This window comes from Streptomyces sp. NPDC051211 (genome assembly GCF_040689505.1).
Lineage (GTDB): Bacteria > Actinomycetota > Actinomycetes > Streptomycetales > Streptomycetaceae > Streptomyces.
Genome location: NZ_JBFBAV010000002.1, coordinates 246,270 through 269,027, shown reverse-complemented (window position 1 = coordinate 269,027; position 22,758 = coordinate 246,270). Strand labels below are relative to the sequence as shown.

Annotated in this window: 20 protein-coding genes and 1 riboswitch; of the genes, 12 read left to right on the top strand and 8 right to left on the bottom strand. The window is 71.2% G+C overall.

What is annotated here, in order from left to right; translation table 11 throughout:
• Positions 1–99: 99 nt before the first annotated feature.
• From AB0447_RS04210 to def, 6 genes are all read left to right on the top strand, one after another.
• Positions 100–909 carry a sigma-70 family RNA polymerase sigma factor gene (locus AB0447_RS04210; protein WP_366474900.1) on the top strand — a complete coding sequence of 270 codons (810 nt, stop codon included), beginning with the start codon at positions 100–102 and terminating at the stop codon, positions 907–909.
• Positions 906–1,223 (top strand): mycothiol system anti-sigma-R factor, encoded by a 318-nt coding sequence (rsrA, locus tag AB0447_RS04205; RefSeq protein WP_366474899.1) that lies wholly within the window; start codon positions 906–908, stop codon positions 1,221–1,223. Before AB0447_RS04210 ends, rsrA begins: the two co-directional genes overlap by 4 nt.
• A gap of 178 nt (positions 1,224–1,401) precedes the next feature.
• Entirely contained in the window at positions 1,402–3,078 is a 1,677-nt protein-coding gene (locus AB0447_RS04200; protein WP_366474898.1) for an HD-GYP domain-containing protein, read from the top strand.
• A complete protein-coding gene (locus AB0447_RS04195) occupies positions 3,075–4,343 on the top strand; it encodes an HD domain-containing protein (RefSeq protein WP_366474897.1) in 1,269 nt (422 codons plus the stop codon). Before AB0447_RS04200 ends, AB0447_RS04195 begins: the two co-directional genes overlap by 4 nt.
• Positions 4,344–4,438: 95 nt before the next feature.
• Positions 4,439–5,434, top strand: a complete 996-nt coding sequence (locus tag AB0447_RS04190; protein ID WP_366474896.1) for a hypothetical protein — start codon at positions 4,439–4,441, stop codon at positions 5,432–5,434.
• Positions 5,435–5,492: 58 nt separating this feature from the next.
• Positions 5,493–6,128 carry a peptide deformylase gene (gene def / locus AB0447_RS04185; RefSeq protein ID WP_366474894.1) on the top strand — a complete coding sequence of 212 codons (636 nt, stop codon included), beginning with the start codon at positions 5,493–5,495 and terminating at the stop codon, positions 6,126–6,128.
• Positions 6,129–6,373: 245 nt separating this feature from the next.
• On the opposite strand, the gene AB0447_RS04180 is transcribed toward def, so the two are convergent.
• Positions 6,374–7,339, bottom strand: coding sequence for a helix-turn-helix domain-containing protein (locus AB0447_RS04180; RefSeq protein WP_366474893.1), 966 nt, complete (start codon positions 7,337–7,339; stop codon positions 6,374–6,376).
• Between the two features lie 93 nt (positions 7,340–7,432).
• Here AB0447_RS04180 and AB0447_RS04175 point away from each other — a divergent pair, with 93 nt between their 5' ends.
• Positions 7,433–7,642: a hypothetical protein gene (locus tag AB0447_RS04175; protein ID WP_366474892.1), complete on the top strand. Its 210-nt coding sequence runs from the start codon at positions 7,433–7,435 to the stop codon at positions 7,640–7,642.
• A 23-nt stretch (positions 7,643–7,665) separates the two neighbouring features.
• Here the strand turns inward: AB0447_RS04175 and AB0447_RS04170 are convergent, their stop codons facing one another.
• The 4 genes from AB0447_RS04170 to AB0447_RS04155 all read right to left on the bottom strand — a co-directional run bounded on the left by AB0447_RS04170 (position 7,666) and on the right by AB0447_RS04155 (position 13,376).
• Entirely contained in the window at positions 7,666–9,081 is a 1,416-nt protein-coding gene (locus AB0447_RS04170; protein ID WP_366474891.1) for a hypothetical protein, read from the bottom strand.
• A 31-nt stretch (positions 9,082–9,112) separates the two neighbouring features.
• Positions 9,113–10,141: a ribonucleotide-diphosphate reductase subunit beta gene (locus tag AB0447_RS04165; protein WP_366474890.1), complete on the bottom strand. Its 1,029-nt coding sequence runs from the start codon at positions 10,139–10,141 to the stop codon at positions 9,113–9,115.
• Positions 10,141–12,537: a ribonucleoside-diphosphate reductase subunit alpha gene (locus tag AB0447_RS04160; protein WP_366474889.1), complete on the bottom strand. Its 2,397-nt coding sequence runs from the start codon at positions 12,535–12,537 to the stop codon at positions 10,141–10,143. Before AB0447_RS04160 ends, AB0447_RS04165 begins: the two co-directional genes overlap by 1 nt.
• Positions 12,538–12,680: 143 nt before the next feature.
• Positions 12,681–12,822: riboswitch (cobalamin riboswitch) on the bottom strand.
• Between the two features lie 41 nt (positions 12,823–12,863).
• A complete protein-coding gene (locus tag AB0447_RS04155; protein WP_366474887.1) occupies positions 12,864–13,376 on the bottom strand; it encodes a GNAT family N-acetyltransferase in 513 nt (170 codons plus the stop codon).
• Between the two features lie 77 nt (positions 13,377–13,453).
• Between AB0447_RS04155 and AB0447_RS04150 the strand changes: the two genes are divergently transcribed.
• The gene (locus tag AB0447_RS04150; RefSeq protein ID WP_366474886.1) at positions 13,454–14,038 is read left to right on the top strand and encodes a Uma2 family endonuclease; all 585 of its coding nucleotides are present in this window, start codon (positions 13,454–13,456) and stop codon (positions 14,036–14,038) included.
• Between the two features lie 60 nt (positions 14,039–14,098).
• Here the strand turns inward: AB0447_RS04150 and AB0447_RS04145 are convergent, their stop codons facing one another.
• The 3 genes from AB0447_RS04145 to AB0447_RS04135 form a co-directional block, all read right to left on the bottom strand.
• Positions 14,099–14,296 carry a YbdD/YjiX family protein gene (locus AB0447_RS04145; protein WP_366474885.1) on the bottom strand — a complete coding sequence of 66 codons (198 nt, stop codon included), beginning with the start codon at positions 14,294–14,296 and terminating at the stop codon, positions 14,099–14,101.
• A complete protein-coding gene (locus AB0447_RS04140) occupies positions 14,293–16,446 on the bottom strand; it encodes a carbon starvation CstA family protein (protein ID WP_366474884.1) in 2,154 nt (717 codons plus the stop codon). Before AB0447_RS04140 ends, AB0447_RS04145 begins: the two co-directional genes overlap by 4 nt.
• A gap of 180 nt (positions 16,447–16,626) precedes the next feature.
• Positions 16,627–17,391, bottom strand: a complete 765-nt coding sequence (locus AB0447_RS04135) for a GntR family transcriptional regulator (protein WP_366474883.1) — start codon at positions 17,389–17,391, stop codon at positions 16,627–16,629.
• A 291-nt stretch (positions 17,392–17,682) separates the two neighbouring features.
• Between AB0447_RS04135 and AB0447_RS04130 the strand changes: the two genes are divergently transcribed.
• From AB0447_RS04130 to AB0447_RS04115, 4 genes are all read left to right on the top strand, one after another.
• A complete protein-coding gene (locus AB0447_RS04130) occupies positions 17,683–18,966 on the top strand; it encodes an extracellular solute-binding protein (protein ID WP_366474882.1) in 1,284 nt (427 codons plus the stop codon).
• A 114-nt stretch (positions 18,967–19,080) separates the two neighbouring features.
• Positions 19,081–20,106: a sugar ABC transporter permease gene (locus AB0447_RS04125; protein ID WP_366474881.1), complete on the top strand. Its 1,026-nt coding sequence runs from the start codon at positions 19,081–19,083 to the stop codon at positions 20,104–20,106.
• 11 nt (positions 20,107–20,117) lie between these two features.
• Positions 20,118–20,957: a carbohydrate ABC transporter permease gene (locus AB0447_RS04120; RefSeq protein ID WP_366475090.1), complete on the top strand. Its 840-nt coding sequence runs from the start codon at positions 20,118–20,120 to the stop codon at positions 20,955–20,957.
• A gap of 7 nt (positions 20,958–20,964) precedes the next feature.
• Complete coding sequence (locus tag AB0447_RS04115) at positions 20,965–22,455, top strand: glycoside hydrolase family 3 protein (protein ID WP_366474880.1); 1,491 nt, start codon at positions 20,965–20,967, stop codon at positions 22,453–22,455.
• The last annotated feature ends 303 nt before the right edge of the window (positions 22,456–22,758 follow it).

Below are 22,758 nucleotides of genomic sequence, written 5' to 3'. Positions count from 1 at the left end.
CCGGTCGTACCCGCGGCCGGCCCGGGAATGCGTCGCCCCACCCCTTGGTTGTGCCGGATGTCGATACGTACAGCACCGCCAAGAGGAAAGGATGCGCGCATGACCCAGGTCATCAGCCCGAACCGCCCGCAGGCCGCTGACCTGGAGTGGGCGATCCTGCCCGCGGCCAAGCACGCCTCCCTCCGGGCGGCGGATGGCCGGGATGGTCGACTATTCTCCGATTCGAGTGGGTCCGCATTCGGATCCGCCACGCTGTCGGAGGAGGTGGGTCCTGTTACCGGGACCGACGAAGGCCAGGCGGAGGAGACGACCGCGGAGCGCAACGCGCGCTTCGAACGCGACGCCCTCGGCTACCTGGACCAGATGTACTCCGCCGCGCTGCGCATGACGCGCAACCCGGCCGACGCCGAGGACCTGGTCCAGGAGACGTACGCGAAGGCGTACGCGTCCTTCCACCAGTTCCGTGAGGGCACCAACCTGAAGGCGTGGCTGTACCGCATTCTGACCAACACCTTCATCAACTCCTACCGCAAGAAGCAGCGCGAGCCGCAGCGCAGCGCGGCGGAGGAGATCGAGGACTGGCAGCTGGCGCGTGCCGAGTCGCACATGTCGACCGGACTGCGCTCGGCCGAATCGCAGGCGCTCGACCACCTGCCCGATTCGGACGTGAAGGAAGCGCTGCAGGCCATTCCGGAGGAGTTCCGCATCGCCGTCTACCTCGCCGACGTAGAGGGCTTTGCGTACAAGGAGATCGCGGACATCATGGGTACACCCATCGGTACAGTCATGTCGCGACTGCACCGTGGCCGCCGTCAACTCCGCGGAATGCTGGAGGACTATGCCCGTGAGCGCGGGCTGGTCCCCGCCGGCGCGGGAGAGTCGAACGACCGGAAAGGCTCAGGCTCATGAGCTGCGGAGAGCCGCACGAAACGGAGTGCTCTGAGGTCCTGGACCACCTTTATGAGTTCCTTGACCACGAGATGCCCGACAGTGACTGCACGAAGTTCGAAACGCACTTCGGCGAGTGCAACCCCTGTCTGGAGAAGTACGGCCTGGAACAGGCCGTGAAGAAGCTGGTGAAGCGCTGCTGCGGGTCGGACGACGTGCCGTCCGACCTGCGGTCCAAGGTGATGGGGCGGATCGAGCTGATCCGCTCCGGGCAGGTCGTGCCGGACGAAGACATCACGGCGGGTCCGGCCGCGACAGGACCTGCCACCGGCTGAACACCCTCCCCCGGAACGCCTCTTCATTCACCCGAAGGGGCTAATCCGGGGGACTCCTTACGGCGTAATACGAAAATGTGGCCCGTCTGCGACGGAGGCCCACATATTCTCCCCCCTCGGCACCGGTTTCATTCGGTACCCGACTTGCTCGCGAGAGCACCGGGGGAGGAGAGCGCCAATGCGGGTACTTCCGCCGAGGGCGCGCGTTTACATCCTCTGCGCCGTCGCAGCGGCGCTCGCCTGCCTCGCGCCCGCCCTCGCCGACCCCGGCACCGTGCCCGGGCAGACCGTGGTCCTGCTCGGCGCGCTCTACCTCGGCTGCGAACTGGTGAAGGTCTGCCCGGTCCTGGGCGGCCGGGTGCCCGAGGGCATCGGCTCCTTCTTCCCGGTCGTGTTCGCCGCCGTCTTCCTGCTGCCGCCCGAGGCCGCCGCGCTCGTCGCGGTCCCGGGAGCGCTCGCCGGCCGGACCACCCTGCGGCCCGCCGGGGTCCGCAGGGTGTGGCACGCGGCCCAGCAGTCCATAGCCGCCTGGGTCGCGGGACACGCCTACGCGCTGCTGGGCGGCCCGGAGGCGCTCGACGGCGGACCGCCGGGCTCCGGCTCCGGGGGATCCGGATCCGGACCGGCCGCCTGGGTGGCCGACTTCCCCTACGTCATGCTCCCGGCCGCCGCCGCGGCACTCGTGTTCTGCCTGGTGCTGACCGCCCTGGACGGAGGCATCCTGGCCGCCGCCGAGCGGCTCCCCGCAGCGACCGCCTGGCGCGGGCTGCCGACCCTCCCCCGGACTTCGTCCGGGGGGACCCCCGCCATCGCCCCGCACCTGGTGCACGGCCTGGCCGGACTGATGATGGCCGTCATGTGGCGCAGCCCGTACGGGCCGCCGGCCGCGCTGGCCGTACTGCTGCCCGTGTACCTCTCCTGCTGGGTCTTCGCCCAGTACCACCGCGAGCGCGCCGCCCACCAGGCCACCATCCGCGCCCTGGTCCAGGCCGTCGACATCAAGGACCGCTACACCCGGGGACACAGCGAACGGGTCGGCCAGGCCTCCGCGATGATCGCCCGGGAACTCGGCCTGGCCGAGGACCGGCTCGAAGTGGTCCGGATCGCCGGAATCCTCCACGACGTCGGCAAACTCGGTGTCCCCACCCGGCTGCTGCGCAAGGACGGACCCCTGACCCCCGAGGAACGCCGCATCATCGAGCTGCACCCCGAGTACGGGCACGAGATGGTCCGCGGGATCGGCTTCCTCGGCGAGGCGCGGTCGGCGATCCTGCACCACCACGAACGCGTCGACGGCTCCGGCTACCCCTACGGCCTGACCGGTGAGCAGATCCCGGTACCCGCCCGGGTGGTGGCGGTCGCCGACGCCTTCGACGCGATGACCTCCACCCGCTCCTACAGCCGTGCCCGCCCCGTCCCCGTCGCCCTCGCCGAACTGGAACGGTGCGCCGGCACCCAGTTCGACCCGGCGATGGTGCTGGCCCTGACCGCTGCCGTCCGCCGGCACGGCTGGCATCCGGTGGTCACCTCCGACGAGGACCTCCAGGTGATCCCGTCCGGTCCGTCCGCGCCGTCCGCGCCGTCCGGTCCGCCCGGTCCGTCCGGTCCGACCCTTCCGCCCGATCCCGGCGGGACGGCCTCCGCCGGTCTGCCGGGACTGCCCGGACAGGGCGGGGCGGCCGGCGGCCGGGTGCATTCCGCGTCCGTGCGGGCCGGGGGCCGGCCGCGCCCGGCCGTCGGGAGGACCGGGACGACCGGGACGGCCGGGGCCGCCGCGACCGCCGGCCCGGCCGCCACCGGCCTTCCACCGCAGACCCCCGGGGCCGGGCGGGCCGGAACGGCCGGCGGCCGATGAGGAACGCCACCGTCTGGGCGGTGCGCGGGGCCGCCTGCGTCCTGACCGCGGCCGGACTCGGACACACCCTGTGGAACGGCATCGTCGAACCCGGCACCGCCCTCGCCTTCGGCGTGCTGATCACCATCGGGGAGCTCGCCCGCCGGGACACCCGGGACCGGTCCGGGCACCTCCCCGCCGACGACCGGCAGCCCGCGCCGCTCGGCTCCGCCGGCGCCCTCGCCTACGCCCTGCTCGGCCAGAACGCCGGCAACCCCACCCACCACGGGGTGCTCCAGATCGTCGCCGTGGTGGTCGCCGCCGCTCTGGCCGGGTCCGTCCCGCACATCGCCCGCGGCCGCGGGCCGGCCCTGGACCACGTGGCCCGCCGGGTCCTCACCGTCGCCTTCGCCGCCGCCTGCTTCCAGCCCCTCTACAACTCGGGGAAGCTGGAGGACCTGGTCGGGCAGGGCCCGTACCTGGTGCTGTTCCTGCTCTGCCTGCTCGGCCTGAGCGCGCTCTGCGACGCCGTGCTCGCCGCCGCGCTGGCGGGCGCCCGGACCGGCTGGCCGTACGGGCCGCTGCTCCGCGACGAGCTGCGCGCCCTGCTCGGCATCGGCTCGGCGATCTGCGCCACCGGCGTGGTGATGGCCCTCGGCGTGGCCGTGGCCGGCCTGTGGGCCCTGCCCGTATTCAGCGTGCCGCTGCTGCTCACCCAGATGTCCTTCGGCCGGATCTCCGCGATCCGCACCACCTACCGGCAGACCATCACCTCGCTGGCCCGGGCCACCGAGATCGCCGGCTACACCCAGCCCGGCCATGCCCGCCGGGTCGCCGCCCTGAGCTGCGCCGTCGGTCGCGAGCTGGGCCTGTCGGAGCGCGAGCTCACCGTCGTCGAGTACGCCGCCCTGATGCACGACATCGGCCAGCTCTCCCTGGTCGACCCGGTGCCGGCCGGGGCCACCGCCGCGCTGCCCGCCGCCGAGGCCCGCCGGATCGCCGAGCTCGGCGGCGAGGTGGCCCGGCAGACCGGGGTGCCCGCCGAGGTCGCCGTGGTCGTCGAGCGGCAGGCCGACCCGTACCGGGAGCAGCCCGTGGCCGCCCGGATCGTCCGGGTGGCCAACGCGTACGACGACCTGGTGGGCGGGACGCGTCACCCGAGCGGCTCACTGGCAGCGCTCGAACAGCTGCGCCTCGGGACGGCCCGCGACTACCAGCCGGAAGTCGTCGAGTGCCTGGCACGAGTTCTCCGACGTGATGGAATCAGTGCTGTTCGGCCGGGGTAACCCATGGGTAATGAGCGGCCGTCCGAGTGGGCATGGTTGGATGCGAAGTGGAGAGTGTCCGCAAGGCTGAATCGTTGGACCGGCAGGCGGGAATCGTGAGGATCTTCGGGAAGGTACGGCACAGGCCCTCCGCCTCTTGGCGGCAGGCCACCGACCGCGCGTTCACGCTGATCGGCGACGGTCGGTACGAGGACGCGGGCGCACTGCTGACCAGAGCCGCCGACCTCGAGCCCTGGCTGTCCGAGTCCTGGTTCAACCTGGCGCTGCTGCACAAGTTCCGGCACGACTGGGAGCAGGCCCGGGCCGCCGGGCTGCGCGCCGTCGCCCTGCTGGACCGGGAGACCGGCGCCCCCGACTGGTGGAACGTGGGCATCGCCGCGACCGCCCTGCAGGACTGGCCGCTGGCCCGCCGCGCCTGGCAGGCGTACGGGCTGAAGGTGCCAGGCGACCCGCACGGCACGGGCGGCTCCGCGGAACCGGTGGGCATGGAGCTCGGCAGCGCGGCCGTCCGGCTGTCCCCCGAGGGGGAGGCCGAGGTGGTCTGGGGCCGCCGGCTGGACCCGGCCCGGATGGAGGTCCTGTCGATCCCGCTGCCCTCCTCGGGGCGGCGCTGGGGCGAGGTGGTCCTGCACGACGGGGTCCCGCACGGCGAGCGGGTGACCGCGGCCGGCCCGTCCTATCCGGTGTTCGACGAGATCGAGCTGTGGGCGCCGTCCCCGGTGCCGACCTGGGTGGTGCTGCTGGAGGCGGCGACCGAGGCGGACCGGGACGCCCTGGAACAGCTCGCCTCGGACGCCGGCTTCGCCGCCGAGGACTGGTCCTCCTCGGTCCGGCTGCTGTGCCGCACCTGCTCGGAGAGCACCATGCTCAGCGACGAGGGCGAGGGCGAGCACCTGGACCCGCACGACCACAGCGAACCGGGCCACCCGGGCCCGCTGGGCCACCGTACGGCCGGTTCCGGCTCCCTCTGGGTGCCCGAACGGGAGTGCGGGATCGCAGCCCCGCCCGGGCTGGTGCGCGGGCTGCTGGACGGCTGGGTGGCGGACAGCCCGGACAGCCGGGAGTGGCGGGATCTCGAAGAGGTCTGCTGAGGGTGGGCCGTAGGCTGTACGCGCACACCACAGACCTGAGGGAAGGCGTACGGCGGAGATGGCGCAGCAGGAGAACGAGGTCGTCACGGTGGACGACGAGGGTTACGTCGTGGACACCGAGGACTGCGAGGCGCGCGAACTCGCCTACCGCGAGCGCGGGACCGCCCGCCCCATCACGGTGGTCGGCAACCCGGTGCTGCACCGGGAGTGCAAGGACGTCACCGAGTTCGGCGACGAGCTGGCGCAGCTGATCGACGACATGTTCGCCAGTCAGAAGGCGGCGGAGGGCGTGGGTCTGGCGGCCAACCAGATCGGGGTGGACCAGAAGGTCTTCGTGTACGACTGCCCGGACGACGACGGCGTGCGCCACACCGGTGTCGTGGTGAACCCGAAGCTGGTCGAGCTGCCGGCCGCCGCGCGGGTGCTGGACGACTCCAACGAGGGCTGCCTGTCGGTGCCGACCGCGTACGCCTCGCTGGCCCGCCCGGACTTCGCCGAGGTCCACGGGCAGGACGCCCAGGGCAACCCGATCAAGGTCCGGGGCTCCGGCTACTTCGCCCGCTGCCTCCAGCACGAGACCGACCACCTGTACGGCTACCTCTACATCGACCGGCTCTCGAAGCGGGACCGCAAGGACGCCCTGCGCCAGATGGAAGAGGGCACCCCGCGCTACGAGACCGTCCCGAACGCGTAAGCGGGGCTTCGGCCGACCCCGGCCGACCCGGTCGACACGGTCTCCCGGAGCGGGAGAGCATGGAAGTGACGCGCGCCGCGAATCACCCGGGGGGAGGGTTACGCGGAAGGAGCGACCAGGCGGCCGTGCCGGCCGGGGCGACGTCGGCCACCATCACCCGGAAGCTGGTGATCGACAGCGGACCCTCGAAGGGCAAGTCGGCGACCGCGACCGCCAACGTCACCTGCAAGAAGTGACGCAGGCCCTCAGGCCGCCTGCGGCCCCCGGAAGGTGCGCCGGAACGCGTTCGGGGTGGTGCCCAGGGTGCGCAGGAAGTGGTGGCGCAGGGCGGCGGCATTGCCGAAGCCGCAGCGGCCCGCGATCGCGTCCACCGTCTCGTCGGACGACTCCAGCAACTCCTGTGCCAGCAGCACCCGCTGGCGCAGCAGCCACTGGTAGGGCGTGGTGCCCGTCTCGGCGAGGAAACGGCGGGCGAAGGTGCGCGCGGACATGTGCGCCCGCTCCGCCAGCTGTTCCACGGTGATCTCCTCCGCCAGGTGGCGGGCCATCCAGGCGATCACCTCGCCCATCGTGTCGCAGGCGGTGCGCGGCAGCGGGCGCCGGATGTACTGGGCCTGGCCGCCGTCCCGGTGCGGCGGGACCACCATCCGGCGCGCGATGGTGTTGGCCACCTCGGCGCCCTGCTCCTGCCGGACCACGTGCAGGCACGCGTCGATCCCGGAGGCGGTGCCGGCGGCCGTGATGATCTGGCCCTCGTCCACGTACAGCACGTCCGGGTCGACCAGGGCGCGCGGGTAGCGGCGGAGCAGCGCGGGTGCGTGCATCCAGTGGGTGGTGCAGCGGCGGCCGTCGAGCAGTCCGGCCGCGCCCAGCATGAAGGCCCCGCTGCACACGCTCAGCACCCGGGCGCCGCGGTCCACGGCCCGGTGCAGGGCGGCGAGCAGCGGCTGGGGGTACTCGCGGGTGGGGGCCCCGCGGTCGGCGGGCAGGCAGATCAGGTCGGCCTCCTCCAGCCGTTCCGGGCCGAACGGCAGGGTCAGGCCGAAGTGCCCGTCCCCGACGACGAGCGGCCCCTCTTCCGCCGCGCAGACCGCGAAATCGTAGACCGGCAGGCCCACGGCGCTGCGGTCGATCCCGAAGACCTCGCAGAAGATCCCCAGCTCGAAGGGGGTGACCCCGTTGACGGCGGCGACGGCCACGTTGTTCAGCATGCTCTCCAGTGTGCCACCGATGTGGCAGTAATTCGCTCTTTCATGACAGTCCTGCCACTATCCCGCGAGGCCCGCCCGGCCGAAAGTGGAGTCATGAACACGCTCCTGAACCACCTGACCGTCCTCGCCGTCGCCGCCCTCCTCGCCGGCCCCGCCCTGTACGGAGTCCTGCACGAGCGCCGCATCGACCGGCAGCTACGCGCCGCCCGGCAGCGCGCGCAGGTCGTTCGCGACGGGCACCGTCGTGAGCAGGCCCGTCCGGGTGCGGCCCCCGTCGCTCTGCGGCACGCGTCCTGCGAGTGAACCGGGGCCCGCCCCGTGGATCCTCACGACCCGGCCGAAGCGACCGGGCGGGGCTCCGTACGGGGGCGCGGCGCCCTCCGGGTCCGGGCGGGGACGGTTTCCCAGCCCGTCCCCGCGGCCCGCGCCACGGACCGGCCGCGCCACAGCAGTAGCAGGCCACCGGCGAACGCCACCGCGGACAGGCCGACCAGCAGCCACGAGCGGCCGTGGCCGGACGGGGTGAGCAGCACCGGCAACAGCAGGGCCCAGGCCGCGAACACCCCCGCCAGCCAGGGCAGATGGGAGCGCAGCCGGACCTCGGCGCGCGGCCTCAGCAGCCGTCCCCGGTGCTCCGCCGTCACCCTGGCCGTCCGCCCCCGCAGGACCCGCCGGAAGGTGCTCGGGTCCAGGAGCAGCCATACCGTGTCGCCCGTGTCGGTGGTGAAGCACACGGACTGCGGGCCGGAAAGCTTCCCGTCGCGGGCCCGGCCGCACAACCAGCCGGTCCGGCCGGTGAGTTCTGCCGCCACCGCGGCCAGCTCGTGGTCCACCGGCCCGACCTCCCCGCCCGCCTTGAACTCGACGCCGTCGGCCGTGGTGAACGCCAGCCAGGTCCGGCCCGTACGCCCGGTGGCCGCCTCGGCGGTCCGCCGGGCGACGCGCACCTGCGCGCGGACCCCCCACACCTGCCGGCCCGGGGTCCGGGCATCGGCGCGCAGCGCCCGTACCCCGGCGGGCGGCCGGAGCACCACGAGGCTCAGGACGGCAGTGCTCAGCAGTCCGATCACCGGCAGGAAGAACAGCAGCTCCGACCCGGGGAAGAAGCGCGGCGCCCAGCCGCCCGGGGCATCCGCGGCATAACGGGCGAGGACGCCCGGCTCGTCGACGTAGCCGCCCAGCCGGGGGGAGCCGGGGACGTGCAGGACCAGCACCCGGCCGCCGGCCGCAGGCCTGCCGTCCACCACCGCACCCGTCACCCGCACCGACTCGTGGCCGCTCACCGCGAGCCCGGGCACCCGTACGGTCAGGTCGGTCCGCGGGTTCCGGCGGTGCACCGCCTCGATCCGGGCCTCGTCGACGATCGCGCCGGCCTCGCGCAGCACCGCGATCCGCCGCGCCTCGGCACCATCGGGCCGCAGCCCCAGATCGACCAGCAGCATCGGCAGGAAGAGCACACAGCACACCAGCCCCGGCACCCGGAGCCGGCCGGCCGCCCGCCAGGGCATCCGGGCCGGCGGACCCGGCGGCGGCTCCGCGGGAACGGCCCGCGGCGGCCGGACCGGCCGGACGGCTGCCCACACCCAGCCGGCCGCGCACAGCACCGCCGCCGACCCGAGCACGGCGAGCCACGGATCGGGCAGCGGCGGTCCCGCCCGGAACAGCGCCCGCCACAGCGCGGCCGCCGCACACAGCACTGCGCCCCCGCCCGAGGCCCTGGTCGACCAGGTGCTTCTTCCCATGGGCGGGGACGCTAGCAAGAGCGGATCGGACCTAGAAGTCCTCGTCCAGGTCGACCGTGCCCTCCACCGCGACCTGGTAGGCCGAGGGGCGGCGCTCGAAGAAATTGGTCAGCTCCTGGACGCCCTGGAGCTCCATGAAGGAGAACGGGTTCTGCGAGCCGTACACCGGCGGGAAGCCGAGGCGGACCAGCCGCTGGTCGGCCACGCACTCCAGGTACTCGCGCATCGACTCGGTGTTCATGCCCGGCAGACCGTCACCGCACAGGTCGCGGCCGAACTGCAGCTCCGCCTCCACGGCCTCCTTCAGCATGTCCGTGACCTGCTGCCGGAGCTTGTCGTCGAAGAGCTCCGGCTCCTCCTTGCGGACCGTGTCCACGACCTCGAAGGCGAAGTTCATGTGCATGGTCTCGTCGCGGAACACCCAGTTGGTGCCGGTGGCCAGGCCGTGCAGCAGACCGCGCGACCGGAACCAGTACACGTAGGCGAAGGCGCCGTAGAAGAACAGGCCTTCGATGCAGGCCGCGAAGCAGATCAGGTTCAACAGGAAGCGGCGCCGGTCGGCGGCCGTCTCCAGACGCTCGATCTTCTCGACCGAGTCCATCCACTTGAAGCAGAACTGCGCCTTCTCGCGGATGGAGGGGATCTCCTCGACCGCGTCGAACGCGGCCGCGCGGTCGTCCGGGTCGGGCAGGTAGGTGTCCAGCAGCGTCAGATAGAACTGGACGTGCACGGCCTCCTCGAACAGCTGGCGCGACAGGTACAGGCGCGCCTCCGGGGAGTTGATGTGCTTGTAGAGCGTGAGCACCAGGTTGTTCGAGACGATCGAGTCACCCGTCGCGAAGAACGCGACCAGGCGGCCGATCATGTGCTGCTCGGCAGGGGTCAGCTTGGCGAGGTCGGCGACGTCGGAGTGCAGGTCGACCTCCTCCACCGTCCAGGTGTTCTTGATCGCGTCCCGGTAGCGTTCGTAGAAGTCCGGGTAGCGCATCGGACGGAGGGTCAGCTCGAAGCCCGGGTCGAGCAGGTTCTTGTTCATTGCAGCCTTTTCGGTGGAGCTCATTACTGGCAGGCCTCGCAGGACTCGGGGTTCTCGAGGGAGCAGGCCAGCGCGTCGGCGTCGACGGCCTGCGGGAGGGGGGTGGCGGCGGCCGGGACGGCGGCGCTGCCGGACGCGGCGCGGGCGATCTTCGTCGCCGGGCGGGACCGCAGGTAGTAGGTGGTCTTCAGGCCCTGCTTCCAGGCGTACGCGTACATCGAGCTGAGCTTCCCGATGGTCGGCGTCTCCAGGAACAGGTTGAGCGACTGGCTCTGGTCCAGGTACGGGGTACGGGCCGCCGCCATGTCGATCAGGCCGCGCTGCGGGATCTCCCACGCCGTCCGGTACAGCTCGCGGACCTCGGCCGGGATCCAGCCGAAGCCCTGCACCGAGCCCGAGGCGTCGCGCAGCGCCTCGCGGGTCTGCGCGTCCCACACGCCGAGCTTCTTCAGCTCCTCCACCAGGTAGGCGTTGACCTGCAGGAACTCACCGCTCAGCGTCTCGCGCTTGAAGAGGTTGGAGACCTGCGGCTCGATGCACTCGTACACGCCGGCGATCGAGGCGATCGTCGCGGTCGGGGCGATCGCCAGCAGCAGCGAGTTCCGCATGCCGGTCGCGGCGATCCGGGTCCGCAGCGCCGCCCAGCGCTCCGGCCAGTGGTGCTCCACACCGTAGTGGTCGGGGTGCAGGACGCCCTGCGCGGTACGGGTCTGCGCCCAGGCGGGAACCGGGCCGTGGCGCTCGGCGAGGTCGGCGGAGGCCTCGTACGCGGCGAGCATGATCCGCTCGGCGATCTTCGTGGAGAGGGCCTTGGCCTCGGCGGAGTCGAAGGGCAGCCGCAGCTTGAAGAACACGTCCTGCAGGCCCATCGCGCCCAGGCCCACCGGGCGCCAGCGGGCGTTGGAGCGGCCGGCCTGCTCGGTCGGGTAGAAGTTGATGTCCACGACCCGGTCGAGGAAGGTCACGGCGGTCCGGACGGTCTCGTCCAGCCGCTCCCAGTCGAGCTCCCCGCCCTCGGCCCCTTCCACCACGAAGGCGCCGAGGTTGACCGAGCCGAGGTTGCAGACGGCGGTCTCGCCGTCGTTGGTCACCTCGATGATCTCGGTGCAGAGGTTGGAGGAGTGGACCACCGAGCCCGGCAGTGCGGTCTGGTTCGCGGTCCGGTTGGAGGCGTCCTTGAAGGTCATCCAGCCCTGGCCGGTCTGCGCGAGGGTGCGCATCATGCGGCCGTACAGGTCCCGGGCCGGCATGGTCTTCTTCGCCAGCCCGGCGGCCTCGGCCTTGCGGTAGGCCTCGTCGAAATCGTCGCCGTACAGGTCCACCAGCTCGGGCACATCGGCCGGGGAGAACAGCGACCACTGGCCGTCGGCGTTGACCCGTCGCATGAACTCGTCCGGGATCCAGTGCGCCAGGTTCAGGTTGTGGGTGCGGCGCTGGTCCTCGCCGGTGTTGTCGCGGAGCTCCAGGAACTCCTCGATGTCCGCGTGCCAGGTCTCCAGGTAGACGGCGGCGGCGCCCTTGCGGCGGCCGCCCTGGTTCACGGCGGCGACGGAGGCGTCCAAGGTCTTCAGGAACGGGACGATGCCGTTGGAGTGCCCGTTGGTGCCGCGGATCAGCGAACCGCGGGCGCGGATCCGGGAGTACGACAGGCCGATGCCGCCCGCGTGCTTCGACAGGCGGGCCACCTGGTGGTAGCGGTCGTAGATCGAGTCGAGCTCGTCCAGCGGGGAGTCCAGCAGGTAGCAGGAGGACATCTGCGGGTGCCGGGTGCCGGAGTTGAAGAGGGTGGGGGAGGACGGCAGGTAGTCGAGGCGGCTCATCAGCCGGTAGAGGGAGGCGACTTCCTCGACCGCGGCCACGCTGTCGTCCTCGGCGAGGCCACAGGCCACGCGCAGCATGAAGTGCTGCGGGGTCTCGATGACCTGACGGGTGATCGGGTGCCGCAGCAGGTAGCGGCTGTGCAGGGTGCGCAGGCCGAAGAAGCCGAACCGGTCGTCGGCGCCCTCGGCGAGCGCGTGCTCGACCAGCGAGTCGAGCCGCGCGGCATGGGCCTGCACGAAGTCGGCGGTGCGGTCGGCGATGAGACCCTCGCGGTGGCCCACGGCGACGGACTCGGCGAAGGAGACCGCGCCCTGGCCGGCCGCCTCTTCGGCGATGGCCAGCGTGAGCAGTCGCGCGGCCAGCCGCGAGTACGCCGGGTCCTCGGAGATCAGCCCCGCGGCCGCCTCGGTGGCCAGCCCCCGCAGCTCGGCCTCGTCCGCGTCCGAGCTCCGGCCGCGCAGCGCGGCGGCGGCGACCCGGCCGGGGTCGGTGTCGGGCAGATCGGCGGTCAGCTCGGTGAGAGTCCGCAGCAGCGCGGCGCCCGGGCCTTCGGCGGGCTGGGCGGACTCGGCGCGCGGTGCGGCAGGCGCGATGGTCACGGGGGAGCTCTCCTCGCTCGGCTCCGGTCACCTGCGGAAGGCGGGGCGCGAGGCAGCACATGCGGGCGTGGCAGGAACGCGTACACCGCATGGCGTCCACCGGCCCAACCGCGAGGCCCGGACGAATCGGCACCCGGACCGGTCGGTCAGGGCGCACCGTCGGCAGGTGCTCGGACTTGGGGCGCCCCTTCTGGCGAAAGGTGCGCTTTCATACCGTTGCGGGACAGTTCCGGATTCGCACCGGATTCCCCTGCGGCGACAGCAGCCATGAGCATACATGTGGGGGGCCGTGCATGCGTGACCCCCCACATGTTGTGTCGGCGCGGCTACTGTGCCGGGCCGTGCAACTCCAGGGCGTAGGTGAGCAGCGGCACGGTGGGGATCGGCGACCAGTCCCGATCGGGGGTCCGTACGAAGCCCAGCCGCTCGTAGATCCGGTGCGCGGCCGGGCTCCCGGCCTGGGTGGAGAGCACCAGCCGCCGGACCCCGTGGATGGCCCGGGCCCGCTCGATGCAGGCTCGCACTAGGGCCTCCCCGGCGCCCCGCCCGCGGCCGGCGGCAGCCACCGCGAGCATCCGGAACTCGGCCTCCGCGGGGCCCGCGATGTCGGCGAGCGGGCTGCCGGGCGGGGCGAAGGTCACCCCGCCGAGCAGCCGCCCGTCGAGCACGGCCACGAGCACTTCCCCGTCCCCGGCCCGCCCGGCGACGTCCCGCAGCTTCTTCTCGTAGAAGTCGGTCCCGTTGTCGTCGAGCAGCCCGTCGCCGAGGTACGCGGCCGCGGTGATCTCACCCAGTTCGGCGTACTCGGCGGCCACGGCCGCCCTGATCACTATGTCCATGCTGTCCAGTCTGCGCGACGGGTGTGGGCGCCCGGCGCTATCGTCGGAGACAGACCGTCGAAGAAGGCGAGCGAGGCATGACCGTGATGACCGACCGGCCCAAGATGCTGACCGAAGAGTTCGAATCCCTGGCGCGCATAGGCGCCCGTGAGATCGAGGGGTTGCGGCTGGAGTTCATCGACGGAAAGCTGGGGGTCAAGGCAGTGCCCGACGGGGACCACGACCGAATTGTGCTGTGGCTGTCTCGCGTCTGTATGCAGCACCGGCCCGAGTTGTGGCTTCACGTCGAGCGGGGTCTGAAGGTCCAGGAATACCGCTCGGGCCGCGCGCGCCCGGACGCATCCATGGCTCCGGACGACGCCTTCGTCGGCCAAGGGGAGTGGGCTGATCCGGCGCCTGTTCTGATGGTTGTCGAGGTCACTTCGTACGACTCCGATACCGACGGGCGCGATCGCAACGAGAAGCCACGCGCTTATGCCCAGACGGGCATCCCGGTGTACCTCCTCGTCGACCGCGACAGCTGCGAGGTCACCGTCTACAGCGAGCCCAACGGTCGCCGCTACCAGAACGCCCGGACCGTGCCCTTCGGCCAGGATGTCGAACTCCCCGAGCCTGTCGGCATTACCTTTCAGAGCGAGCCCCTCAAGGACTGGGTGCGCTGAGGCAGCAGACCGCGCAGGGCCCTGCCGGGGATCGGCGGGGCCCTGCGCACGTACGGGAACTCAGCAGCAGCGGAAGCCCTCGCGCGGGTCCGCCTCGCGGGCGTCGACCCGGGCGTGCTCGAAGGCGCGCCGGGTCATGACCTCCGCGTCCGGGTCGTGCGAGCGGGCGTGGGCGACGTACCGGTCGTACGCCGCTTCGCCCGAGAACTCGCGGACGTAGAACCGGACCTTGGCCAGGCGCTGCCGCAGCGTGGTCACGTGACCGGTTCCTTCACCTTGCCGCCGCCGGAGTCGAGGCCGGCGGCCGCCAGTTCGGCCCGTTCCTCGGCCGTTGCGATCAGCCCGGCCGGGGCGACGATCTTCGACTCGGTCCACGGGACCTCGGAGAGGGTCACCGATTCGGGGCGGCGGACGGCCTTGATGCAGGTCCGGGCAGCGTCCGCCAGGACGATGATGATCAGCACCGCGAACAGGGCGGAGAGGACGCCGTCGACGGTGGCGTTGGTGACCACCGTGTGCATGTCGTCCATCGACTTCGCGGGCGGCAGCACCTTGTCCGCGTCGATGCCCGCCTGGTACTTGTCGCGCTGGGCGAAGAAGCCGACCTTCACGTCGTCCGAGAAGACCTTCTGGTAGCTCGCGGTCAGCGTCACCGTCGCGTCCCAGACCAGCGGAACACCCGTCACCCAGGCCCACTTGAGCCGCCCGGACTTGACCAGCAGCGTGGTGCAGACGGCCAGTGCGACCGCGGCGAGCAGCTGGTTGGCGATGCCGAAGAGCGGGAAGAGCTGGTTGATGCCGCCCAGCGGATCCTTGATGCCGACCCACAGGAAGTAGCCCCAGCCACCGACGACGATCGCACTCGCGAACCACACGCCCGGCTTCCAGCTGACGTCCTTGAAGGACTTGTGGACGTTGCCGAGGGTGTCCTGGAGCATGAACCGGCCGACCCGGGTGCCCGCGTCGAGGGTGGTCAGGATGAAGAGCGCCTCGAACATGATCGCGAAGTGGTACCAGAACGCCTTCATGCCCGCGCCGCCGATGACGGAGGAGAAGATCTCCGACATTCCGAGTGCGAAGGTCGGGGCGCCGCCCGTACGGGACAGCAGGCTGGACTCCTCGACGTCCTTGGCGGCCTGGGTGAGCGCCTCCGGCGAGATGGCGAAGCCGAAGTCGGTCACCGCCTGGGAGGCGGACTCGACCGTGGTGCCGATGACCCCGCCGGGGGAGTTGACGGCGAAGAACAGGCCCGGCTCGATGATGCAGGCCGCGATGATCGCCATGACCGCGACGAAGGACTCGGTCAGCATCGCCCCGTAGCCGATCATCCGGACCTGGGTCTCCTTCTGGATCATCTTCGGGGTGGTGCCCGAGGAGACCAGGGAGTGGAAGCCCGACAGGGCGCCACAGGCGATGGTGATGAACACGAACGGGAACATCGAGCCGGCGAAGACCGGGCCGTCGCCGCGCGAGGCGAACTCGGTGACCGCGGGCATCTTCAGCGTCGGCATCGCGATGACCACGCCGATCGCGAGCAGCGCGATGGTGCCGATCTTCATGAAGGTGGACAGGTAGTCCCGGGGCGCGAGCAGCATCCACACCGGCAGCACCGATGCCAGGAAGCCGTACCCGACCATCCACAGGACCAGCGTCTCCTTCTCCAGGGTGAAGGTGTCCGCCAGCGAGGACTCCGCGACCCAGCCGCCCGCGACGATGGCGAGCAGCAGCAACGCGACGCCGATGACCGAGATCTCGGTGACCCGGCCGGGCCGCAGCACGCGCAGGTAGAAGCCCATGAAGAGGGCGATCGGGATGGTCATGCCGATGGAGAACACGCCCCACGGGGAGTGCGCCAGGGCGTTGACGATGACCAGTGCCAGCACTGCCAGCAGGATGATCATGATGGCGAACACGGCGACCAGTGCGGCCGCGCCGCCCACCGGGCCGATCTCGTCCCGGGCCATCTGACCGAGCGAACGGCCGTCGCGCCGGGTGGAGAAGAACAGCGTGACCATGTCCTGGACGGCGCCGGCGAAGATGACGCCCGCGACGATCCAGATGGTGCCGGGCAGGTAGCCCATCTGCGCGGCGAGCACCGGGCCGACCAGCGGGCCGGCGCCGGCCACGGCGGCGAAGTGGTGGCCGAACAGCACCCGGCGGTCCGTCGGGTGGAAGTCGACACCGTTGTCAAGGCGTTCGGCGGGGGTGGCCCGCGTCTTGTCGACCTTCAGCACCCGGCGCGCGATGAACCGCGAGTAGAAGCGGTAGCCGATCGCGTACGAGCCCAGTGCGGCGGCGAGCAGCCACGCGGCCGAGATCTCCTCGCCGCGCGAGAGGGCGAGAACGCCCCAGCCGATGGCGCCCACGAGTGCCACGAGCACCCATATGGCGACGGACTGGGGCGTCATCCGCCGTTCAGTACCCGCTGCACCCGTTGTACTTGCTGTCCCTGTTGCCTCTGTTGATCCCGGTTCCGGCACGGCTCTCGTCCCCTCGTTGATCATCTGCGTGAGCGCAGGAATCTACGGGGACCGTCCCGGTGATCGTAAGTCCCCGTCCGCAATCCGGTACGAGAGTCAACTACGAGATCAGACGGAGGGGCGCTTGAGCCGGGCAACGAACTTGTATCGATCGCCGCGGTAGACCGAGCGGACCCATTCGACGGGCTCGCCGTCGGCGTCGTACGAGTGCCGGGAGAGCATCAGCATCGGCAGCCCGACGTCGGTGCCGAGCAGGCCGGCCTCGCGCGGGGTGGCCAGGGAGGTCTCGATGGTCTCCTCGGCCTCCGCGAGGTGGACGTCGTACACCTCGGCGAGAGCGGTGTAGAGGGAGGTGTACTTGACCAGCGAACGGCGCAGGGCCGGGAAGCGCTTGGCCGAGAGGTGGGTGGTCTCGATGGCCATCGGCTCGCCGCTGGCCAGCCGCAGGCGCTCGATCCGCAGCACCCGGCCGCCGGTCGTGATCTTCAGCAGTCCGGCCAGGGTGTCGTCGGCGGTCACGTAGCCGATGTCGAGGAGCTGGGAGGTCGGTTCCAGCCCCTGGGCCCGCATGTCCTCGGTGTACGAGGTGAGTTGGAGCGCCTGGGAGACCTTCGGCTTGGCGACGAACGTCCCCTTGCCCTGGATCCGCTCCAGCCGGCCCTCGACCACGAGCTCCTGCAGGGCCTGCCGGACGGTGGTCCGCGAGGTGTCGAACTCGGCCGCCAGGGTCCGCTCGGGCGGCACCGGGGTGCCGGGCGGCAGCGTCTCGGTCATTTCGAGCAAATGCCGCTTGAGTCGGTAGTACTTGGGCACACGTGCGGTGCGAGTGGCTGCCCCGCCGTCCGGCTCCGTGAGCGCCCCTTCGGTGGCCATTGCCGCCCGCCTTCCCGACTCCGTTTTCGCTGCCGTCACCGGCTCCTCCGTTATGTGCGGTCACATCGTGACACGTGCCGGAGGGCGGACCTCGCCCCTCCCTCAGGTGTCGGTCCGATAACGGACCGAGCACCCGTTCATTAGACCCTTGACACCCCTAAAGGTCTAGGCCAAGCTCCGGTTACTGGTCTAAACCAATATGGACCAGATCCCAGCCCCACAGGCAGCACTTGGCGCATGTCATCGCGGCGGGCAAGGGAAGTGCAGTGCAGCATCCCTGAGGAGGGTGGCGTGAAGCGCAAGCTCATCGCGGCGGTCAGTGTCGCGGGCATGATGATCGGCGTTGCTGCGTGCGGCAACGACGGCGACGACAAGGGCAAGACCGACGCGAACGGCAACAAGGAGCTCACCGTCTGGGTGATGGACGGCTCCGCCCCCGACGCCTGGATCGCCGAGGTCAACAAGGAGTTCGAGGCCAAGCACGCCGGTGTGAAGGTCAAGGTCGAGGTCCAGCAGTGGAAGGGCATCCAGGAGAAGGTCACCACGGCCCTCTCCGAGAGCACCCCGCCGGACGTCATCGAGCTCGGCAACACCCAGACCGCGGGCTACGCCGTCACCGGCGGCCTCGCCGACCTCACCGGTGACAAGGCCAAGCTCGGTGCCGACGCCTGGGCCAAGAGCATGCTGCCCTCGGCCGAGGTCGAGGGCAAGCTCTACTCCGCCCCCTGGTACGCCGCCAACCGCGTCGTCGTCTACGACAAGAAGGCCTACGCCAAGGCCGGCATCACCCCGCCGAAGACCCGCGACGAGTGGATCGCCGGCCTGGAGAAGCTGAAGGCCTCCGACCCGGCCGCCCAGCCGATCTACCTCCCGGGCCAGAGCTGGTACGTCCTCGCCGGCTTCATCTGGGACGAGGGCGGCGACCTCGCCGTCAAGGACGGCGACAAGTGGAAGGGCCAGCTCGGCACCCCCGCCGCCGCCAACGGCATGGACTTCTACAAGAAGCTCCAGGCCTTCTCCACCGCCCCCAAGGACAAGGACGAGGCGACCCCGCAGCAGTCCACCGACATCGTCCCCAAGGGCGGCGTCGCCTCCTGGATCGGTCTCGGCTGGGAGGCCGCCGGTGCCGAGAAGGCGCTGAAGGAAGCGGGCAAGGAGGCCGACTTCGGCTTCTTCCCGATCCCGGGCAAGACCGCCGACAAGCCGGGCGCCACCTTCCTCGGCGGCTCCAACCTCGCCGTCGCCGAGCGCTCCAAGAACAAGGACCTCGCCAAGGAGTGGCTCGCCCTCGCCGCCGGCAAGGACCAGATGACGAAGTACGCCGCCGAGCTCAAGGGCGCGCTGCTCCCGAACCAGGAGGCCGCGAACTTCAAGGCTCCGGCCGGCTCCTTCGCCGAGGCCATGGCCCAGGGTGCCGTCTCCGGCAAGATCACCCCGATCACCCCGGGCTGGGCGAACGTGGAGACCGAGCCGAACCCCATCAAGGAGTTCATGACCAAGGTCCTGAAGGGTGAGGACGCCGCGAAGGCGGGCGAGGCGGCCGACAAGGAAATCGCCGGCCGCATCAACAAGTAACACCCACCCGCAGGGCAGCAGGACAACGCACCGGGGGGTACGGCAGGCGCCCGCGCGCCCGCCGTGCCCCCGGTCGCGCATTGACGCCACAGTCAACCGCGAGGAAGCCACAACATGACCGTGCACTCCCAGGGAGCGGCGACCAGCGCTCCACAGGACGCACCACAGAAGTCCGCCGGAAGGCCGCCCACGCCGCCGACGCAGACCGCTCCCGGCCCGGGCCGGCCGTCTCCTCGCGGGGGCAGAAGGTCGCTCCCGTCGGGCTGGCTGCCGTACGCGCTGATCGCGCCGGCGGTCATCAGCCTCGCGGGGCTGCTGCTCTACCCGTTCGCCAAGAACATCCTGCTGGGCTTCCAGCAGGTCAACCGGATCGAACTGATCCAGCGCAAGGCGCCGTTCATCGGCTTCGACAACTACACCGAGCTGCTCGGCGACTCGCAGTTCTGGACCGTTGTCGTCCGGACCTTCGCCTTCACCGCCGCCAACGTGGCCCTGATCATGGTGCTGGGCAGCCTGATCGGCATCCTGCTCAACCGCCTCGGCAAGAAGATGCGCCTGGTCCTGTCGCTGGCCCTGGTGATGGCGTGGGCCATGCCGATCGTCGCCTCCGTCACCGTCTTCCAGTGGCTGTTCGACGAGCAGTTCGGCGTCGTCAACTGGCTGATGCGCACGCTCGGCTTCTCCGGCTACGAGCAGCACAACTGGTTCGAGACCGGCTTCTCCACCCTGGCGATCATCACCATCCTGGTGGTCTGGGGCTCCATCCCCTTCGTCGCCCTCAACATGTACGCCGGCCTCACCACCGTCGCCGCGGAACTGTACGAAGCCGCCAAGATGGACGGCGCGAACGGCTGGCAGACCTTCTGGAAGGTCGTCTACCCGAACCTGAAGTCCTTCTTCCTGGTCACCACCTTCCTCGAGGTGATCTGGGTCTTCAAGGTCTTCACCCAGGTCTACGCGATGAACGCCGGCGGCCCCGACCGCGCCTCCGAGACCCTCCCGGTCTTCGCCTACATCGAGGGCCAGAGCCAGGGCCACTACGGCCTCGCCGCCGCGATCTCCGTTCTGACGATCGTCATGCTCCTGGTCGTCATGTCCTTCTACTTCCGCCTGATCCTGAAGCAGGAGGACGACCAGTGAGCCAGCAGCAGATCCTCCGGAAGCGCAAGCCGCTCCGCCCGGCCGCCGTCGCCAAGAACCTCGGCGCCCTCCTCCTCGCCGCGGTCTTCGTCTTCCCGGTGTACTGGATGTTCTCCTCGGCCATGAAGCCGTCGAGCGAGATCCTCACCAAGGACCCGGTCTTCTTCTTCGTCCCCACCTTCGACAACTTCGGCACCGCCACCGGCGTCGACCTGTTCTGGACGTACGTACAGAACAGCCTGATCGTCACGGTCTGCGCCGTGCTGCTCGCCCTGCTCGTCGCCCTCGCCGCGAGCTTCGCGATCGCCCGGATGAAGTTCAAGGGCCGCAAGGGCCTGGTCCTCGGCGTGATGATGGCGCAGATGGCCCCCTGGGAGGTCATGGTCATCGCGATGTACATGATCGCCCGCGACGCGGAGATGCTGAACAGCCTCCCGCTGCTCACCGCGATCTACTTCGTGATGGTCCTGCCCTTCACCATCTGGACCCTCCGCGGCTTCATCGCCGCCGTCCCGGTGACCCTGGAGGAAGCCGCCCAGATCGACGGCTGCACCCGCGGCCAGGCCTTCCGCAAGGTGATCTTCCCGCTGCTCGCCCCCGGCCTGATGTCCACCTCGCTCTTCGGCTTCATCACCGCCTGGAACGAGTTCGCGATGGTCCTGATCCTCAACAAGGACAAGTCCGCGCAGACCCTGCCGCTGTGGCTCACCCAGTTCCAGACCGCCTTCGGCAACGACTGGGGCGCCACCATGGCCGCCTCCACCCTCTTCGCCCTGCCGGTCCTGCTCATCTTCGTCTTCCTCCAGCGCAAGGCCGTCGGCGGGATGACCGCCGGCGCCGTGAAGGGATAACGGCACCATGACTGTCCTTGCGCACCGCACCGATACGGTCACCCAGGACGCGCTCGCCGTCCTCCAGCCCGGCTTCGAGGGCACCACCGCCCCCGCCTGGCTGCTCCGCCAGGTCTCCCAGGGCCTCACCGCCGTCGGCCTGTTCGGCCGGAACATCGCCTCCCCCGGGCAGCTCGCCGCGCTCACCGCGCAGCTGCGGGCCGAGCGGGACGACGTACTCGTCGCCATCGACGAGGAGGGCGGCGACGTCACCCGCCTGGAGGTGCACGCAGGCTCCTCCTTCCCCGGCAACCTGGCCCTCGGCGCGGTCGACGACGTGGACCTCACCCGGGACGTCGCCCGCGAGCTGGGCCGGCGGCTGGCCGAGTGCGGGGTCAACCTCAACTGGGCCCCGTCCGCCGACGTCAACTCCAACCCGGACAACCCGGTCATCGGTGTACGGTCCTTCGGCGCCGACACCCACCTCGCCGCCCGGCACACCGCCGCCTACGTGCAGGGCCTGCAGGCCGCCGGGGTCGCCGCCTGCACCAAGCACTTCCCCGGCCACGGCGACACCAACGTCGACTCGCACCACGCGCTGCCCCGCATCGACGCGGACCTCGACACGCTCTACGCCCGCGAACTGGTCCCGTTCAAGGCGGCCATCGCCGCCGGCACCAAAGCGGTGATGAGCGCGCACATCCTGGTGCCGGCCCTGGACCCGACCCGGCCCGCCACCCTCAGCCCGCAGATCCTCACCGGACTGCTGCGCAAGGAGCTCGGCTACGAGGGCCTGATCGTCACGGACGGCATGGAGATGAACGCCATCGCCGGCACCTACGGCATCGAGCGCGGGTCCGTGCTGGCGATCGCCGCCGGCGCCGACGCGATCTGCGTGGGCGGGGGACTGGCCGACGAGGCGACCGTACTGCGCCTGCGCGACGCGCTGGTGGAGGCGGTGCGCGGGGGAACCCTGCCCGAGGAGCGGCTCGCCGACGCGGCCGCCCGGGTGCGGGCCCTCGCCGAATGGACCCGGCACTCCCGGGCAGCCGCTGCGCCGGGCGCGCCGCAGGAGGGGAGCGCGCCCGGCATCGGCCTGGCCGCGGCCCGCCGCGCGGTGACCCTGACCGGTGTCCGGACCCCGCTCGACGCCCCGTACGTCGCCACCCTCTCCCCGGTCGCGAACATCGCGGTGGGCGACGAGACCCCGTGGGGCCCGGCGGCGGAGCTCGCCGAGCTGCTCCCCGGCACCGCGTCCGCCACCTACGCCGAGGGCGTCGCGGCGGCGGACATCCTGGCGGCGGCGGGGGAGCGGACGATCGTCGCGGTGGTCCGCGACGCGCACCGGCACCCGTGGATGACGGCCGCCCTCACCGGACTGGTCGCCGCCCGGCCCGACACGGTGGTCGTGGAGATGGGCCTGCCGCGCGCGGAGCCGGTGGGCGCGCTGTACGTCGCCACGCACGGCGCCGCCCGCGTGTGCGGCCGCGCCGCGGCGGAGGCCATCGCGGGGGCGTAGCGGCCCGGGCAGTCCCTGCTGGGGCTCCGCCCCAGACCCCGCGCCTCAAACGCCGGCGAGGCTGGAATTGCCCTGCGGGCAATCCAGCCCGTCGGCGGCAGGCGGGCGGCATCAGCCACATCCAGCCCCGCCGGCGTTTGAGGCGCGGGTCCGGGCAGCGCCCGGGAAGCCCCGCGCCGCGGCGGTGCCGCGTAGCGGGCCCCACGCGGCGCCTCAAACGCCGGCGAGGCTGGGTTGTGCCCGGCCGCACACACGAAGGGCCGGGCACCCCCTGAGGGGAGCCCGGCCCTTCGTGGTGTGCCG